The organism is Ciceribacter sp. L1K23, assembly GCF_018122705.1.
GTDB lineage: Bacteria > Pseudomonadota > Alphaproteobacteria > Rhizobiales > Rhizobiaceae > Allorhizobium.
In genome coordinates, this window is the sequence record NZ_JAGRRC010000002.1 from 257,337 (window position 1) to 273,624 (window position 16,288).

Sequence of the window (16,288 nt, forward strand, 5' to 3'; positions counted from 1 at the left end):
TCCGAAATTTTTTCCCGGGTGGTTTCCGGGCCGTCCGCGACCGCTTATTCCGGCCTTGACGAGCAAGACATCGGTCGGCGACATGTTGGTCAGCATGTCCTGATAGCGGCTTAAGGATTTTCCATGTCTGAGGTTACCTCGCTCGGCGGGTCGGAGCTGTCCGACGCCATTCACGGAAAGCGTCTGTCCTGTGAGGCGGTGATGGAAACGGTCCTGGAGAGGATCGCTGCGTTCAATCCCCGGATCAACGCGATCGTCAGTCTTCGTCCGGCCGAGGTTCTGCTGGCCGAAGCGAGGACCTGTGACCGGGAACTCCGGGACGGACATTCACGTGGCTGGATGCATGGCATGCCAATCGCCATCAAGGATTTGAGCGAGGCCAAGGGTATCCGCTGTACCTATGGCTCGCCGCTCTTCGCCGACTTCGTTCCAGACTACGACGACATCCAGGTGGAGCGGATCAAAAAAGCCGGCGCCATCGTCATTGGCAAGACCAATACGCCGGAATGGGGTTTCGGCTCGCACAGCTACAATCCCGTTTTCGGGGTGACGCGCAATCCGTACGATCTCGCCCGCAGCGCCGGAGGATCGAGCGGCGGTGCGGCTGCGGCTCTGGCCGCACGGCTCCTGCCCGTGGCGGATGGTTCGGACATGATGGGCTCCCTTCGCAACCCCGCGGGCTTCAACAATGTCGTCGGTTTTCGTCCGAGTTTCGGCCGCATCCCGTCGCTACCCGGTCGCGACGCTTATCTGAACCAGCTGGCGACACTTGGGCCGATGGGGCGTTCGGTGCGGGACGTGGCGCGGCTTTTCGAAACGCAGGCGGGCTTCGATCCCCGCGATCCGTCCTCGCTGCCGTCAGCGGCTGTCACGCTCACGGATCCCGACCCGAAGGACAAGCGGATCGCCTGGCTCGGCGATTTCGGCGGCTATTTGCCCTTTGAACAGGGAGTTTTGGATGTCTGTGGTTCGGCGTTGCCGGTGTTCGAGGCGCTTGGTTACCACGTCGATCCGGTGGTGCCGGAGTTCGACATGGGCAAGGTCTGGTGGGCCTGGACCACGCTCAGGAGCTGGCTCAGCGCCGGCAGTATGAAAGCATTGTACGAGGATCCGGCGAAGAGGTCATTGCTGAAGCCCGAAGTTCTCTGGGAGATCGAGTCAGGACTGCGCGTCCCCGCAGGCGACGTCTACGAGGCCTCGGCCATCCGCACCGCTTGGTACCAATATCTGCTTACCGTCTTCGAGCGTTACGAGGCGCTGGTCATGCCATCCGCCCAGGTCTTTCCGTTCGACGCGGAGCTGACCTGGCCACGCGAGGTCGGCGGTCGATCCATGGATACCTATCACCGCTGGATGGAAGTGGTGATAGGCCCCAGCATGGCGGGTCTTCCCGTCGTTGCGATGCCTACGGGCTTCGGCGGTCCCGGAATCAGCCTGCCGGCAGGGATCCAGATCGTCGGACGGCCGCGTGGCGACAACGGGGTTCTGTCGCTCGGCTTGCTTTATGAACGCAACACCGACTGGCTGTCACGTGCGCCTGCGCTTTGACAACGCCTGCCGGGCTTGAAATACCCTCTTCCTTCACCAGTCTATTGTTTTGACACAATTCTAACGGCAAAACCCGTTCCCAGTTCGGCCGGAATTGCTTTAGGCTGACATCATCGCTTTGCATTCACAGGTCTTTCCACATGAATCTGGTTTTTGACGGGCACAACGACGTGCTGTTGCGGCTATGGCGCGGACGCCATGCCGGGAGCGATCCGGTCGTGGAATTCTCCGAGGGCGCGCGGGAAGGCCATATCGATGGACCCCGGGCACGGGCCGGCGGCCTCACTGGCGGTCTCTGCGCGATCTATATCCCGTCGATGAAGGAATTTGCCCTGCAGGAAGCCGGTCCCGACGGGCACTACAACACGCCGATGGAAGCGCCGTTGCAGCGGGGTAGCTCGCTCGACATCGCGCTCGACATGGCGGCAATTGCCCTGCGACTTGATCGGGCAGGTGCCTGGCGCCTCTGCCGCTCGACCGGAGAGATCCGCAATGCGATGCGGGACGGCGTGTTCGCGGCGGTGCTGCACATGGAAGGCTGCGAGGCCATCGACGCGGAACTTGTCGCGTTGGAGGTCTTTCACGCTGCCGGCCTCCGTTCGCTGGGACCCGTCTGGAGCCGGCACAACATCTTCGGGCATGGCGTACCATTCGCTTATCCGATGTCGCCGGATACCGGACCAGGTCTGACGGACGTCGGGTTCGATCTGGTGCGCGCGTGCAACCGGCTCGGGATCGTCATCGATCTCGCGCACATCACCGAAAAGGGTTTCTGGGATGTCGCGAAGACCTCAGACCAGCCGCTCGTCGCGAGCCATTCCAACGCGCATGCACTGACGCCGGTCGCCCGCAACCTGACCGACCGGCAGCTCGATGCGATCCGTGAACGTAGGGGACTGGTCGGCCTCAACTATGCCGTGACCATGCTGCGGCCTGATGCGCGGGACAACCCGGATACGCCGCTCTCCGATATGGTGCGGCACATCGATTATCTCGTCGAACGCATGGGCATCGACTGCGTCGCGCTCGGCTCCGATTTCGACGGAGCGACCATTCCCGCCGCGATCGGCGATGCCTCAGGCAACCAGATGCTGGTCGATGCTCTTTCCAACGCTGGATATGACGACGATGCGCTCGCGAAGATCTGCCGCGAGAACTGGCTGAGGATATTCGCCTCGGCCTGGCACGAATAACAGACGGGGCGTCTCCCATCAGGAGACCCGGATACCCTCGCGCCAGATCTGCTTCGGATAGGGATGGCCGTCGTGCAGTCCGATCCGGACGAGGTCTGCCCGCTTGCCCACGGCGATCTCGCCGCGGTCGGTCAGGCCCGCGGCCTCAGCGGGCGTCTTCGTCACCATCCGCAGTGCCGCTGGCAGGTCGAAGTCGAGCTCCGGATCGTCCGCGATCATGAAAGCGGCATCTAGCATCGACCGCGGGACATAGTCCGAGGCCAGGATGTCGACGAGGTTTTGCAGAAGCAGGTCGCGAACGGCGATGTTGCCCGATTGCGAACCGCCGCGGACCACGTTCGGAGCCCCGCCCACGGTCAGCATGCCGCGTCGGCGGGCTTCGAGCGCCGCTTCCAGCGTGCAGGGGAATTCGGAAATCGTCACGCCTTCGTCGGCGGCCAGGTCGACATGCTCGATGTCGGTATCGTCGTGGCTAAGCAGTGGCATGCCATGCGCCTTGGCGAGTGCCACCACCTTCGGCCGCACCATGGCGCCGATATGGGTTTTTTCGGCCAGCAGGATCTCGATCTTGCGGCGGACGACCTCATGGCTCTCGCCGGTGGATTTGGATGCACGGTGTACGTAAGCGTCCATGTCGCGGCTCTGGCGGATGCCGGGCAGGTGCTCCATCACCGACATCATCTTCACGATCGGACGCTCGATATTGGCGGCAAGCAATGCCGGGGTTTCCTCGTCGGTGATCTCGCAGCGCAGATGCACCAGATGCTCGGCCCGCATCATCCCGGCTCCTTGCGCCTTCTCCAGCGCGTCGATCATCGGTTTCAGGATCTGGGCGCGTTCGGGATTGTCGGTCGTAGCGCCAACGCAGAGGCTGTCGAACACAGTGGTCACGCCGCCACCGATGATCTGGGCGTCGTGGGCCAGCGCGGCGCGCATGAAATCCCAGCGGACGTGCGAGCGCGGGTAGACGTGTTTTTCGAAATGGTCGGTGTGGATGTCGATGAGGCCGGGGATCAGGTAGTCGCCACCGAGATCGATGATATGGCCCTGATGATTTCCGGTTTCGACGGAGGCGATCCGCCCGTTTTCGATGACGACGTCCCCGTCGACGATCCTGTCGGCGAGAACAATCCGGGCATTGGTGAGCACCGTCCGCCCGTTGGAGCCGGCCGCATGATCCTGCGAGTTCATCTGCATCAGCATGGCCAGACCTTTCCGGTGAACGCATGGGAGAGGGCGGGGATCGACTCGACCCACCTGTTTCGGCCCCGTGCTTATCGCCGTCGCATGACGATTCTGTGTCGGTTTGCGCGCCGCCACTCACGTGAACAGGTCGCGCCAGGATTTCTGTGCATCGTCGTACGGGAGCGCCGTCGCCTCGAACACGCCACGGGCGATGGCGCGCGCGGTGACCACGGTTGCGAGGTGGCAAAGTTCTATGAATTCGGCGAGGTCCGCTAGCTCCCGTCGGCCGGTCGCGGCCGCGAACATGGTGTCGCCGTCGGCGGGCAAATGCGCGGGAAGAATGGCGCGGGCGAGGCCGTCATGGGCCATGATGGACAGGCGATGGACCTGTGCCTTCGTCAGCGTCGCATCCGTCACGACCGCGCCGATCGTGGTTGCCGTGATGTCTATGCCCTTGGCGCGCAACGCGGTGTCTGATGGGGTGAAGGTCTCCGGTAGTCCCTGTCCGCCGAACTCGCCGGCGCGCTCGAACGGTGCGGCCCAGAAATGCGGGCCGGTGCCGACGGTTGCCGAGCCCATGGCGTTGACGGCGACGATCGCCGCGATCCGGGTGCCGTTCCGCGTTTCCATGCTCGCCGATCCCAGCCCGCCCTTCATCGTGGCCGTGGTGGCACCGGTGCCGGCTCCGAGGGTGCCGAGAGGAAATGGCTCTTTCGATGCAGCCTTGAACGCGGCGTATCCCATGTCGCGGTAAGGAGAATGCAGACCCCAGTCCTTGTCTCCGCCGTTTAAGAGGTCCATCAGGATCGCCTGCGGCACGATCGGGACCTTGACCGGACCCACCGTAAAACCCCGACCGATCTCGCGAAGGCCGGCCTGCACGCCGCCGGCGGCATCAAGTCCGAAGGCTGATCCGCCGGACAGGACAAAGGCATCGACCTGCTGCACCACCATGGACGGGTCGAGAAGCGCCGTTTCGCGCCCGCCCGGCGCGCCGCCGAGTACCGTACCGGAGGCGGTTGCAGGCTCGTCGAAGACGATCGCCGTCACGCCGGAGCCGAGCGTCAGATCGGTCACATGTCCGACGGAGACACCGTCGATATCGGTCAGCAGGTTGTAAAGGGCCATGGTCGCCTCCTTTTTCGCACCTGTCTTAACGCGATTCTGCGGCGGACGCAGGAAAGCGTTCCGCCGCAGACAGAGGTCGGGTCGATATCAGCGCTTGGCCTTGGTGCCGCCGAAGTTGGCGGCGATGCGCATCTGCAGGTAGTCGTGCGCAGTCATCGGCTCGTACTTCTTCTCCGGTCCCTCGATCACCGCGTCGCAATTGGCCTGGCAGAAGAAGGCCATCGAATAGCGGGGGCCGTGGGATTCGTCAGGCTTCGGCATGCGCACCCGGTGCAGGGTCGACTGCAGCTTGTCATCGCTCCAGCGCATCAGCATATCGCCGATATTGCAGGTGACGACGCCCGGCAGCGGCGGGATCGAGGTCCAGGCCTGGCTTTCGTATTCCTGGCCGGGGCACACCTGTAGGCCGCCCTGGCCGGGGCGCTGGTGCAGGAGCGTCAGGCAATCGTAGTCGGTATGGGCGCCGGCGCGCCAGTAGGTGTAGTCCTCCGGCTTCGGATTGACGAGCGGCAAGTAGTGCAGGAGCCTAAGCGTGCTCTGGTATTCCTTCGACGACGGATCATGCAGCGTGGTGAAGAAGTCTTCCGTAAAGCCCAGCTTCATCGCGAAGCACGACAGCACCTTCATGCCAAGCTCCCAGTTCGCCCGCTCGAAGGCCATCATCTTGGCCTTGAAGTCGGGAAGTTCCTCCTCGCTTGGCCAGAGAACCGTCATGCGGGGAAGGGTGATCTGGTAGCTTTCCTTCTGGTCTGCCGTGCCGGTCGAGGGGCGCACCTGCGCTTTGTATTCCCAGCCCGAGTTCGTGCCCTTGAGCAGGGGATACTTGGCCTTGATCTCCGCCGGCAGGGCGAAGAAGCGCTCCTCGTATTCGAACGCCTCGTCGATCTGTTCCTGCGGAATGCCATGGTTGATGAGCTGGAAGAAGCCGACGGTTGTTGCCGCCTCCCAGAGCTGCTCGGCGATCTCCGCCTTGCGGTTTTCGAAATCGCTCATGTCGATCTGGAGGATCTGGCGGTCGGCCTCAAGTCCTTCTCCGCCGACGGTGGTTTCCTTGTTGAGTTCGGCCAGGCCGTAGTTTGCTGCACTCATTTCCTTGTCTCCTGTCAGTCGAACGACACCGGACGATCCGGCATCTTCCAAAAGGAGCAATGACCCGACGCCGGTATGGCGCCTGACTGCTTCTACTCCTGAACCGGCGGATATCGCCGCCGGGCAAGCGCGGCTTTCGCCGCCATCTCCCTTTTCGCTCACCGGCTCTGCGGCAGGCTCCAGGGGAAGAAGAGGCGCTGCACCAGCGATACCAGCTGGAACAGCAGGAGCGACATCAGCACCAGCACGGCCAGACCGGCCCAGGCCTGCGGCAGCTTGAAGAAAGATGTCGAGAACTGGATGAAATAGCCGAGACCCTTCTCCGCCGCCACGAACTCCGCCACCACGGCGCCGATCACAGACAGCGTCACCGATATCTTCAGCGCCGAGAAGATGTAGGGGATGGCATAGGGCAGCCGGATCTGGGTGATCTCGCGGTGCGTCGGCGCGCGCAGGCTTTTTGACAGCTCGATGAGTTCGGGCGGGGTGGCCAACAATCCCGTCGCGGTCGAGACGACGAGTGGAAAGAAGGTGATCAGGCAGGTGATGACGATACGGGGCGCGTCGCCGGTGCCGAGCACGACGATGATGATGGGTGCGACGGCGACGATCGGGGTCGACTGGACGACCACGAGAATCGGATAGAGCGCGTCGGAGAGCATCTTCGATCGTGTCAGCACGACGGCGATCGGCAATGCGATGACGATCGAAAGGAAATAGCCCATCAGCGCCACCCGCAGCGTCGCCCAGACATGGTCGAGCCAGCGTAGCGCGTCGATGTCGCCGAAACCGGTCATTAGGATGCGGCTTGGCGCCGGCAGGATGAATGTCGGGATCGCGAAGATATGGGTCGACGCCTCCCAGAGGATGACGATCAGGGCGAAGGTTGCCACGGGTAGCACGCCCGGCATGTCGATCCAGCGGCGCGTGGCGGAGGTTCCGGCCATGGTCAAACCTCTCTCTTCAACAACAGATGGCGCAGGTGCGCCGAGTAGGTCTGCATTGCCGGCGAGCTTGTGGTCTCGACCCCTCTCGGGCGGGGTATGTCGATCATGATGTCCTCCACCACGGTACCGGGTCGTCCGCTCATCACCAGCACCCGGTCAGCCAGAAGCACGGCCTCGCTGATCGAGTGGGTGATGAAGAGCACCGTCTTCGGCTGTGCCTCCCATATGCGGACGAGTTCGAAACCCATCTCCTCGCGCGTCAGCGCGTCGAGCGCGGAGAAGGGCTCGTCCATCAGCAGGATGTCCGGGTTCATGTGCAGCGCGCGGGCGATGCCGACGCGCTGCTGCATCCCGCCGGAGAGTTCCGACGGGAGACGTTTTTCGAAGCCGGCGAGGCCGACCTTCGCCAGCATGTCGCGCGCCCGGTCGCGATCCTCGGCCGAGACCCGGCCCGTCTTGTGGCGAACGGGAAAGACGACGTTGTCCTCGATATTCGCCCAGGGCAGCAGCGTCGGCTTCTGGAAGACGATGCCGATATCGTCGCGCGGTTCCGTGACCGGCAGGCCGAACACCTCGACCGATCCGGATGTCGGGCGGAGAAGCCCGGCGATGGATCGTAATAGCGTCGATTTCCCGCAACCCGAGGGCCCGAGGACCGCCACGAACTGATGGCGGGCGACCTCGAACTCGACATTCTTCAGGGCTTCAAGGGGGCCGGACGAGGTCTGGTAGACCTGGCCCATGGCCTTGAAGGACATCGCGGGAAAATTCGTGCCTGCCGTCATGAGGTCATTCTGCCAGGAAATCGCGGCTGACGACGCTTTCCGGGTCGAGCGCGCCCGCCTCGAACTTCTGGGCCGCGGCGACGCGCTTCCAGGTTTCCGCCAGTCGCGCGGTTTCGAAGACACCGAGACCATCCTTGTCGGTAACTTCGTTGAACTCCAGCACCATGGTGTCCATGATCGCGCCCTCGACCGTCTCCACGCCGAGTTCGGGCACCAGCTTGTTCACGGAAACCGCTGCCTCGTGCGGGTTTTCCTTCACGTATTCGAGTGACTTCTTGAACGCCTTCACGAAGCGCTTGGCGACATCGGGGCGTTCGGTGATGAACTTGTCGGAGGCGAGCAGCGAGGCGGAATAGAGGTCGAGGCCGGCGGCATACCAGGGCATGATCTCCAGTTCCTTGCCGGCTTCCTTGGCCTGGGCGTTGAAGATCGAGACATTGGTCATCCAGGCGATGATGACATCGGTCGCGCCGGTCATCAGCATCGGGCCAAGGGCGCCCGGATCGGATTTCGTCAGCGTGATGTCGCTCTCGCTCAAGCCCTTGTCGGCGAGCACCAGCGGCAGAAAGACGTTCGACGAGGTAAAGGGGGAGGTTGCAACCTGCTTGCCTTTGACGTCCTCGATCTTGGCGATGCCGCTGTCCTTCAGGGCGAAGAAGGCGTGCGGGCCCTTGTTGAAGATCGACATGACCGCCGTGATGCCGACCTTGTCGGTCACCTTGGCGGCCATCAGGGCGCCGATGTCGGCCGAGCCGATGTCGGAGGTGCCGGCGGCGAGGCGGGTGATCGCCTCGGTCGATCCGCGACCCGGCTCGACCTTTACGTCGATACCTTCTTCCGCACAGAAGCCCTTGTCCATGCAGACATAGATCGGGGCCTTGTCACCGCCCGGCAGCCAGTCGAGCTGGAAGACGACCTGATCGGCCGCATTTGCCGCACCTCCAAGGGAGGCGGCGATCACGGATGCTGCGGACAGACGTTTGCAAATGCTGGCGAATGACATGGCCATTCCTTCTCCTGTTTCGGTGCGTTTCTCGTTGAAAAGAGTGCAAGCGGCATCATCGGCTTCGAACTGGTGAGGCTTCAGGTGAGCAATGTCCCGGGATCACCCTGACCGCTTCTACTCGCCAACATCTTTGCAGAATTCGTGCCAGTTGATTTTGGTGGTGTGTGACGGCTTTTCGGGCCGGATCGGTTTGCCAAGCGATTAAAAAGAATCCGTCGGCGTTTGTTCTTAGATCAATTTTTAAGCAGAATTTATTTTGCTCAATATTTGGTCCGTGCAGCCTTGCTGCTTCCGGAAAATCGTCCTAGCTTCCCGGCGATTTTCCACGGACGTCCAGGGAGCAGCATAATGACGGAACCTTCCACAAGAGACATCGAGCTGCTTCGACTGTCGATCGAGGTCGCCAAACGCTCGCGGGCGCGGGGCGATCATCCGTTCGGGGCGATCCTCGCCGGTCCCGACGGGGAGGTGCTGCTCGAGGCGATGAACACATGCGGGACGCAAGGCGACCGGACCGGCCATGCCGAGCGCAACCTGATGACGGAAGCCTCGAAGAAGTACGACGTCGATTTCCTGCGCAAGTGCACGATGTATACCAGCGCCGAACCCTGTGCGATGTGCGCGGGATCCGTCTACTGGACCGGTGTCGGTCGTGTCGTCCATGGCATGAGCGAACGGGCGCTCAAGGATCTGATAGGCCCCGATCCGGAAAACCTGACCATGGATCTACCGTGCACGACCGTCTTAGCCAGCGGTCAGCGCTGCGTCGAGGTCGTGGGGCCGCTGCTGGAAGAGGAATCGGCCGTCGTGCATGAAGGTTTTTGGACCGGCTGACTCCGCACGGGAAATTTCCCCTGTAGTAACGCGCTAATACCCGCGCCAGTCGCGCCTTTGATAGCGTCCGACCGTCCAATGGAGGGAGGATGTCCATGTCGAAGAAGATACTGATGCTTGCCGGCGATTTCGCCGAAGACTACGAAACGATGGTGCCGTTCCAGACGCTGCTGGCGGTCGGGCATACGGTGCATGCCGTCTGCCCCGGCAAGAAAGCCGGGCAGACGATCGCAACCTCGATCCACGACTTCGAGGGCGACCAGACCTACAGCGAAAAGCGAGGCCACAATTTCGCGCTGAACGCCACTTTCGCCGATGTGAAGGCGGCGGATTACGATGCGCTTGTCATTCCCGGCGGCCGCGCACCGGAATATCTTCGCCTCAATCCGGAAGTCATCGCCACCGTGAAGCACTTCTTCGAGGCAGACAAGCCGGTCGCCGCCGTGTGCCACGGCGCGCAGATCCTCGCGGCCGCTGACGTGCTGAAGGGGCGGACGTGCTCTGCCTATCCGGCATGCCGTCCCGAGGTGGAAATGTCGGGCGGAATCTATGCCGACATCGCCATCGATGCGGCGGTCACTGACGGGAAGCTGGTAACGGCGCCCGCCTGGCCCGCCCATCCCGCGTGGCTGTCACAGTTCATCGCGGTGCTCGCTGCATGATGCAGCGGCGCCGGGCGGGGGCTGGCAAAGGCTGTCCGCCCGGCGTACTATCATGATGGGCATCTCGGGAGGACGCCATGTGCAAGCTTTTCATTCAGGCTGATCCGGCATTGTGGGACAGCGCTACGCGATCCCTCCGGATCGACGGCATGGTCACCAGCGTCCGGCTCGAAACGTTTTTCTGGACGGTTCTGGAGGAGATCGGCCGACGCGACGGGATGACGGTTATCCAGCTGATCACCAAGCTCTATCACGAATCGATCGATGCCGGGCACGATCTCGGCAACTTCACGTCGTTCCTCCGGGTCTGCTGCGGGCGCTATCTGGCGCTGCAGCTGTCCGGCGAGGTGCCGCAGGACACGCGGCTGCCAATCCGTTCGCTCGATGCCGACAGCATCCTGAGCGCCGAGCAATCGAAATACCACTGACGGTGCGCGGTGCACTACCACACCCGTCGTGACGGGTGTGGCGTGGCCTGCTATAGGCAAGTGACTTCCTTGAGGCGTGCGACGACCGTCGCGGCCGTCTTTCGAATCTGGAGCACTAGCCATGCCGGGTCCCCAAGTCGTTCCCGTTAGGGGTGATGAAACCCTGCCGTCGCGCGTCGATGTCGTCGTCATCGGCGGCGGCATCATCGGAACGTCTACGGCGCTCGAACTCGCCGAACGGGGTGTCTCGGTCGCCCTTTGTGAAAAGGGCGGGATCGGTGAGGAGCAATCGAGCCGAAACTGGGGCTGGGTGCGGATCTCGCAGCGCGATCCGCGCGAAGTGCCGCTGATGGCCGAGGCGATCCGCATCTGGCAGGGGCTCGATCAGAGAACGGGCCGCGATACGGGCTATCGGCAATGCGGTATCGTGTTCGTCTCCGCCGACGAGGCGGAGGAGGTGCAGAACGAGCGCTGGCCGGAAGAGCTTGGACGTTATCAGTTGAAGTCTCGGATGGTCGATCCGGCCGAGTTTCGCGGGCTTTATCCTGGACTGAAATTGTCGGTCCGAAGCGCCCTCTACACTCCATCCGACGGCCGTGCCGAACCGCAGAAGGCTGCACCCGCGATCGCCGAAGCGGCGCGCGACAAGGGTGCTCATATCCTCACGCAATGCGCCGTGCGCGGTGTGGAGACGGTCGGCGGCAGGATTTCAGGCGTCGTCACAGAGCGGGGACCGATCGCCTGCTCCTCCGTCGTGCTGGCCGGCGGCGCATGGTCGAGCCTCTTCTCGCGCAGTCTCGGGATCGACCTGCCGCAGCTCAAGGTGATGAACACCGTGATCCGCACGACACCGGTGGAGGGCGGGCCGGAGCAGACGCTCTACGCCAAGGATTTCGCCTTCCGCAAACGGCAGGACGGCGGCTATACGGTTGCCTCCGGTCATGACAATCTCGTTGATATAGTTCCGGACAGTTTCCGCTATGCGGGAAAGTTCTTTACGGCGCTGAAAAACGAGTGGAGTTCGCTCGGTTTCCGCATCGGACGCCGGTTCATGGACGAGGCATCCCAGCCGTCGCGCTGGGCGCTCGACCGTGAGAGCCCGTTCGAGAAGGTCCGCGTGCTTGATCCGGTCCCTGCGCCGAAGTGGACCGACCACGCGTTGAGGAAGCTCAAGGATGCTTATCCGGTGTTCAAAAATGCCGAAATCGCTCAACGGTGGGCCGGGCTCATCGATGTCACGCCGGATGCGGTTCCCGTGATTTCGGCAGTCGATGCCATGCCCGGCTTCTTCATCGCCACCGGCTTCTCCGGACATGGCTTCGGCATCGGTCCGGGTTCGGGGCGGCTGATGGCCGACATGGTCACGGGTGGCACACCCTGCGTCGATCCGCACGACTTCCGGCTCTCGCGTTTTTTCGACGGGTCGAAGATCGAAGTGGTCGGTTTGTGAACCGGAAGGGCGTCGGGGACGCCCTTCCGTCGTTCGAGATCAACGCCGGAGCGTTCTCGGGTCGAGCGCGTCGCGGATCGCGTCGCCGATATAGTTGACGCTCAAGACCGTGAGCGAGATCGCCAGGCCCGGCCAGATGACGCGCGATGGCGTGATCTGCAGGAAGTTTGCCCCGTCGAACAACAGGCGGCCCCAGGTCGGAAAGTCCGACGGGAAGCCGAGTCCGAGGAAGGATAGCGCCGATTCCGTGATGATCGCCGAGGCGATGCCGAGCGTGGCCGAGACCATGATCGAGCTCATCACGTTGGGCAGGATGTGCTTCAGGATGATGCGGTATTCCCACATGCCGCTGGAACGGGCCGCAAGCACGAATTCCTGGCTCTTCACCGCCAGCACGTCGCCGCGCACGATACGCGCGGTGTGCATCCAGCTGGTGATGCCGATGACCGTCACGATCAGGATGAAGATGCCGGTTTCCGGCCCGAAGGCGGAGCGAAGCGAATCCCTGAACAGCATGATGATGACGAGCAGCAGCGGCAACAGCGGCAAAGCGAGGAACAGGTCGGTGATACGCATCAGTAGGCCGTCGAGCCGGCGGAAGTAGCCGGCGAGAACGCCGACCAGCGTGCCGAGGAACAGCGCCAGAAGCATGGCGGTGATGCCGACGGCGAGCGAAATCTGGCCGCCGGCCATGACCTGCGCCAGCATGTCGTGGCCGAGATTGTCCGTGCCGAACGGATGGGTCCAGGACGGTCCCTGGTTCTTGGCGCGGATGTCGATCTTGTTCGGATCGATGGTGTGGATGAAAGGCCCGACATAGACCACGAGCAGGATCAGGATGAAGACGGCCAGCCCGGCAACGCCACCCGGATGAGCCCGGAACTGTTTCCACAGGTCGCCGAGGAAGGAGCCGGCTGGGCGTTCGTCGATTGTCGTTACGGTCGCGTCAGTCATAGCGGATCCTCGGGTCGAGAATGCCGTACAGAACGTCGGCGATCAGGTTGAATAGAACGATCAGGAAGGCGAAGATGAAGGTCAGCGTCTGAACCAGCGGCAGGTCTGCGCCCTGGATTGCTGTGATCAGCAGCTGTCCGAGGCCATTCACCCGGAAGATCTGCTCTGTGATGATCGCACCGGAGAAGATCGTGGGAACGCCGAGGGCGATGACGGTGACGACCGGTATCAGGCTGTTGCGCAGCACGTGCACGAGCAGAACGACCTTTTCCCTCACGCCCTTGGCGCGGGCGGTCCGCACATAGTCCATATGCAGGTTGTCGAGCATGGACGAGCGGACGAAGCGGCTGATCTGCGAGGTATTGTAGAGCGTCAGCACCAGCACCGGCAGGAACATCTGCTTCACCTGCGCCACGAAGGACGACCAGTCGTTGACCACGAGGTTGGTGTCGTAGACCGAAGGAAACCATTGCAGGTGCGAGCTGAAGATCACGATCAGCAGCACGCCGGTGAAGAAGGTCGGCACCGAATAGCCGACCATCGAGGCGAAGGTGCCGATCTGGTCGAAGATCGAATACTGCTTGTAGGCCGAGATCACTCCGATCGGGATCGCAAGCAGCACCCCGAAGAGGTAGGAAAGCCCGACGACCCAGAGCGTCTGTGGCAGGCGCTGGGCGATCAGGTCGACCACCGGACTGCGGGTTGCCCAGGAGAGCACCCGCAAGCGTTCGCCATCACCGACGACGATGCCGGTCATGCTTTCGAAAATGTTCAGCGGCTCGTTGATGAAGAATTGCTGCAGCCACAGGAGGTAGCGGATGAAGAAAGGCTGGTCGAGGCCCATCGCGGCGCGGATCTGTTCGCGGACCTCGGGAGGAATGGTCAGCGGCAGGTCGCTCAGCGGATCGCTGGGCGCGAGGTCGAGCAGGGCAAAGATGATGAAGCTGATAACCAGCAGCGTCGGGATTGCGAACAGCAATCGCCGAATGGTGTAGGTGAACATCGGATGGTCTCCAGACTGTCACGAAGACATGCGTTCGCCGGGCCTGTGGCAAGCACAGGCCCGGCGAGGCGGCATTACTTCTTGCGCGACCAGTCGGCGACGTTCCAGAGTTCGGAATCCCAGGCGTTCATCTTGACGCCGTCGAGGGTGACCGAGTGGGACGAGACGCTACCGCGGTGGATCAGCGGTATCTGGGCGAATTCGTCCGTCAGCATGTCGTTGAGCTTGATGGCGATCGCGGCGCGATCTTCCAGCTTTGCGGTTTTCCCGAGTTCAGCGACCAGTTTGTCGTATTCCGGATTGCAATAGCGAACGATGTTCTCGCCCTGCCAGCCATTGGCCGGAGACGGGATCTTGTCGCACATCCAGCCTGCCATGTACTTCTCGGGATCGGTGCCGTCGAAGTTGTTGGTGTACATCTGCACGTCGGCGTAGAACTTCTGGAAGGTGTCCGGAGACGCCGGGTCACCGCCGAAGAAGACGTTGGCGGCGATGTTGCGCAGCTCGACCTGTACGCCGATCTGGGCCCACATGTCCTTGACGAGCGCCTGCGTTGCCTGGCGAACCGAGTTGGTCGAGGTCTGGTAGAGGAAGGAGAGCTTGTAGCCGTCCTTCTCGCGCACGCCGTCGGACCCCATCACCCAGCCGGCATCGTCGAGCAGCTTGTTGGCGGCGTCGACATCGGTCTTCAGGCACCAGTCGACATTGGTCGACTTGTAGATATCCGGAGCAGGCAGGATGTTGCAGGTCGGCTGGCCGGCTTCGCCGTAGCCGACTTCGTCGATGACCTCACGGTCGATGGCGAGAGAAAGCGCCTTGGCGACGGCCGGATCCGTGAGCGCCGGATGCGGGCCGGCTTCCTTGGTCGAGCGCTTGTCGCCGAGCGAGGCGTCGACGGCGAAGTGGTTGAGGTCGATACGTTCGACCTGCGTGCCGAAGGCGGTCACGAGTTCGCCCTTGCCGGCGGCAACCATCGTCGCCAGGATTTCCGGCTCGACCTGCATGTTCCAGGCGTAGTCGAACTCGCCGGTTTCGAGAACGGCGCGGGCAGCCGAAGCAGCATCGCCGCCGCCCTTCAGCGTGGCGGTCGCAAAGGCAGGCTTGGCCGGATCACGATAGTTCGGATTGGCCTCGAAGGAGATCACGTCGTTCGGCTTGAATTCCTTGACGACGAAGGGGCCGGTGCCGATCGGGCCGAAGTTCGCCGATGTGCATTCCGGGGCCTTCGCACCCATGCAGTCCTTGAACTGGGCGGCCTGGATGATGGGCGACTGGGCACCAACGAAGGCGCTGTAGGGGTAGGGCTTCGGCTCGGCGAAGGAAACCTTGATGGTCGAGGGATCGACGGCCTCGACATTCGTCACGCCTTCGAAATAGGCGCCCTGGGCGCAGCCGCCGTCGGGGGCGGTGCAGTATTTCCAGGTGAAGATCGCGTCGTCGGCCGTGACCGGCGTGCCGTCCGACCACTTCAGGTCGGGCTTCAGTTTCCAGGTGATGCTCTTGAGGTCTTCGGCGACACCGCCGTTCTCAACCGTCGGAATATCGGCGGCGAGCATCGCAACAAGCGCGCCGGTTTCGTCGTAACGGGCGAGCGGCTCAATGACCATCGATGCGGCATACACCTCCTTGGTGCCGCCCGACAGATACGGATTCATGGTGGAGACCGCCTGCCAGAACAGGATTTTCAGGTCGCCGTCCGTGCCGCGCTCGGCAAGCGCCGGCGTGCCCGCAAGGGCGATCGCGGCGGCCGACGTGGCCAGCAGAATACGGAAGTTTTTCATGTTCAGTTCCCCTTTATTGATTTTTTGGTGGAGCTTCTTCTGCGTGTGCAGGCCGGCATGCTTCGAGGGATGCCGGTGTTCAAGGTCGCTTTGAATAAGGCGCTGACCTTAAAACGAAATTTTGATTTGCGTACCTCCGCTGATATTCGGTTTCCATCGTCTCCAGGTTGATCGCGATGGGGTAGCCGATCAAAATTTAGGCCATCTAAGCATACGGCTATTTTCCGTTCAAGCTGGAAAATTGGCGCTTGCAAAAGCGCTTTGGACAAGCGCAGTATCACGCGAAAAACAAGTG

At 62.5% G+C, this 16,288-nt stretch carries 15 protein-coding genes; 6 read left to right on the top strand and 9 right to left on the bottom strand.

Features of this window, described 5'->3' with window-relative positions:
- The first annotated feature begins 123 nt into the window (after positions 1 to 123).
- Together J5J10_RS20235 and J5J10_RS20240 are read left to right on the top strand one after the other, a co-directional pair.
- On the top strand, positions 124 to 1,548 hold the full coding sequence (locus J5J10_RS20235; RefSeq protein WP_211931486.1) for an amidase: 1,425 nt from the start codon (positions 124 to 126) through the stop codon (positions 1,546 to 1,548).
- A gap of 140 nt (positions 1,549 to 1,688) precedes the next feature.
- A complete protein-coding gene (locus J5J10_RS20240; protein ID WP_211931487.1) occupies positions 1,689 to 2,741 on the top strand; it encodes a dipeptidase in 1,053 nt (350 codons plus the stop codon).
- 18 nt (positions 2,742 to 2,759) lie between these two features.
- Here the strand turns inward: J5J10_RS20240 and J5J10_RS20245 are convergent, their stop codons facing one another.
- From J5J10_RS20245 to J5J10_RS20270, 6 genes are all read right to left on the bottom strand, one after another.
- Positions 2,760 to 3,944, bottom strand: coding sequence for an alpha-D-ribose 1-methylphosphonate 5-triphosphate diphosphatase (locus tag J5J10_RS20245; RefSeq protein ID WP_211931488.1), 1,185 nt, complete (start codon positions 3,942 to 3,944; stop codon positions 2,760 to 2,762).
- A gap of 117 nt (positions 3,945 to 4,061) precedes the next feature.
- Positions 4,062 to 5,054: a P1 family peptidase gene (locus tag J5J10_RS20250; RefSeq protein WP_211931489.1), complete on the bottom strand. Its 993-nt coding sequence runs from the start codon at positions 5,052 to 5,054 to the stop codon at positions 4,062 to 4,064.
- 87 nt (positions 5,055 to 5,141) lie between these two features.
- Positions 5,142 to 6,143 carry an isopenicillin N synthase family oxygenase gene (locus J5J10_RS20255; protein WP_211931490.1) on the bottom strand — a complete coding sequence of 334 codons (1,002 nt, stop codon included), beginning with the start codon at positions 6,141 to 6,143 and terminating at the stop codon, positions 5,142 to 5,144.
- Positions 6,144 to 6,301: 158 nt separating this feature from the next.
- Positions 6,302 to 7,054 carry an ABC transporter permease gene (locus tag J5J10_RS20260; protein ID WP_349252105.1) on the bottom strand — a complete coding sequence of 251 codons (753 nt, stop codon included), beginning with the start codon at positions 7,052 to 7,054 and terminating at the stop codon, positions 6,302 to 6,304.
- Between the two features lie 38 nt (positions 7,055 to 7,092).
- Positions 7,093 to 7,875: an ABC transporter ATP-binding protein gene (locus tag J5J10_RS20265; RefSeq protein ID WP_211931492.1), complete on the bottom strand. Its 783-nt coding sequence runs from the start codon at positions 7,873 to 7,875 to the stop codon at positions 7,093 to 7,095.
- 4 nt (positions 7,876 to 7,879) lie between these two features.
- On the bottom strand, positions 7,880 to 8,884 hold the full coding sequence (locus J5J10_RS20270) for an ABC transporter substrate-binding protein (RefSeq protein ID WP_249116974.1): 1,005 nt from the start codon (positions 8,882 to 8,884) through the stop codon (positions 7,880 to 7,882).
- Positions 8,885 to 9,229: 345 nt separating this feature from the next.
- On the opposite strand from J5J10_RS20270, the gene J5J10_RS20275 reads away from it, so the two are divergent.
- The 4 genes from J5J10_RS20275 (at position 9,230) to J5J10_RS20290 (ending at position 12,255) form a co-directional block, all read left to right on the top strand.
- A complete protein-coding gene (locus J5J10_RS20275; protein WP_211931493.1) occupies positions 9,230 to 9,715 on the top strand; it encodes a nucleoside deaminase in 486 nt (161 codons plus the stop codon).
- 95 nt (positions 9,716 to 9,810) lie between these two features.
- The gene (locus J5J10_RS20280) at positions 9,811 to 10,377 is read left to right on the top strand and encodes a DJ-1/PfpI family protein (protein ID WP_211931494.1); all 567 of its coding nucleotides are present in this window, start codon (positions 9,811 to 9,813) and stop codon (positions 10,375 to 10,377) included.
- Between the two features lie 77 nt (positions 10,378 to 10,454).
- Positions 10,455 to 10,805, top strand: coding sequence for a ribbon-helix-helix domain-containing protein (locus tag J5J10_RS20285; RefSeq protein ID WP_208554052.1), 351 nt, complete (start codon positions 10,455 to 10,457; stop codon positions 10,803 to 10,805).
- A 121-nt stretch (positions 10,806 to 10,926) separates the two neighbouring features.
- Entirely contained in the window at positions 10,927 to 12,255 is a 1,329-nt protein-coding gene (locus J5J10_RS20290; RefSeq protein ID WP_211931495.1) for an FAD-binding oxidoreductase, read from the top strand.
- Between the two features lie 39 nt (positions 12,256 to 12,294).
- On the opposite strand, the gene J5J10_RS20295 is transcribed toward J5J10_RS20290, so the two are convergent.
- From J5J10_RS20295 to J5J10_RS20305, 3 genes are all read right to left on the bottom strand, one after another.
- Positions 12,295 to 13,209, bottom strand: coding sequence for an ABC transporter permease (locus J5J10_RS20295; protein ID WP_208554050.1), 915 nt, complete (start codon positions 13,207 to 13,209; stop codon positions 12,295 to 12,297).
- Entirely contained in the window at positions 13,202 to 14,212 is a 1,011-nt protein-coding gene (locus J5J10_RS20300; protein ID WP_211931496.1) for an ABC transporter permease, read from the bottom strand. The genes J5J10_RS20295 and J5J10_RS20300 overlap by 8 nt, the downstream gene beginning before the upstream one ends.
- A gap of 74 nt (positions 14,213 to 14,286) precedes the next feature.
- Positions 14,287 to 15,993, bottom strand: a complete 1,707-nt coding sequence (locus J5J10_RS20305; RefSeq protein ID WP_208554048.1) for a peptide ABC transporter substrate-binding protein — start codon at positions 15,991 to 15,993, stop codon at positions 14,287 to 14,289.
- Positions 15,994 to 16,288: the final 295 nt, after the last annotated feature.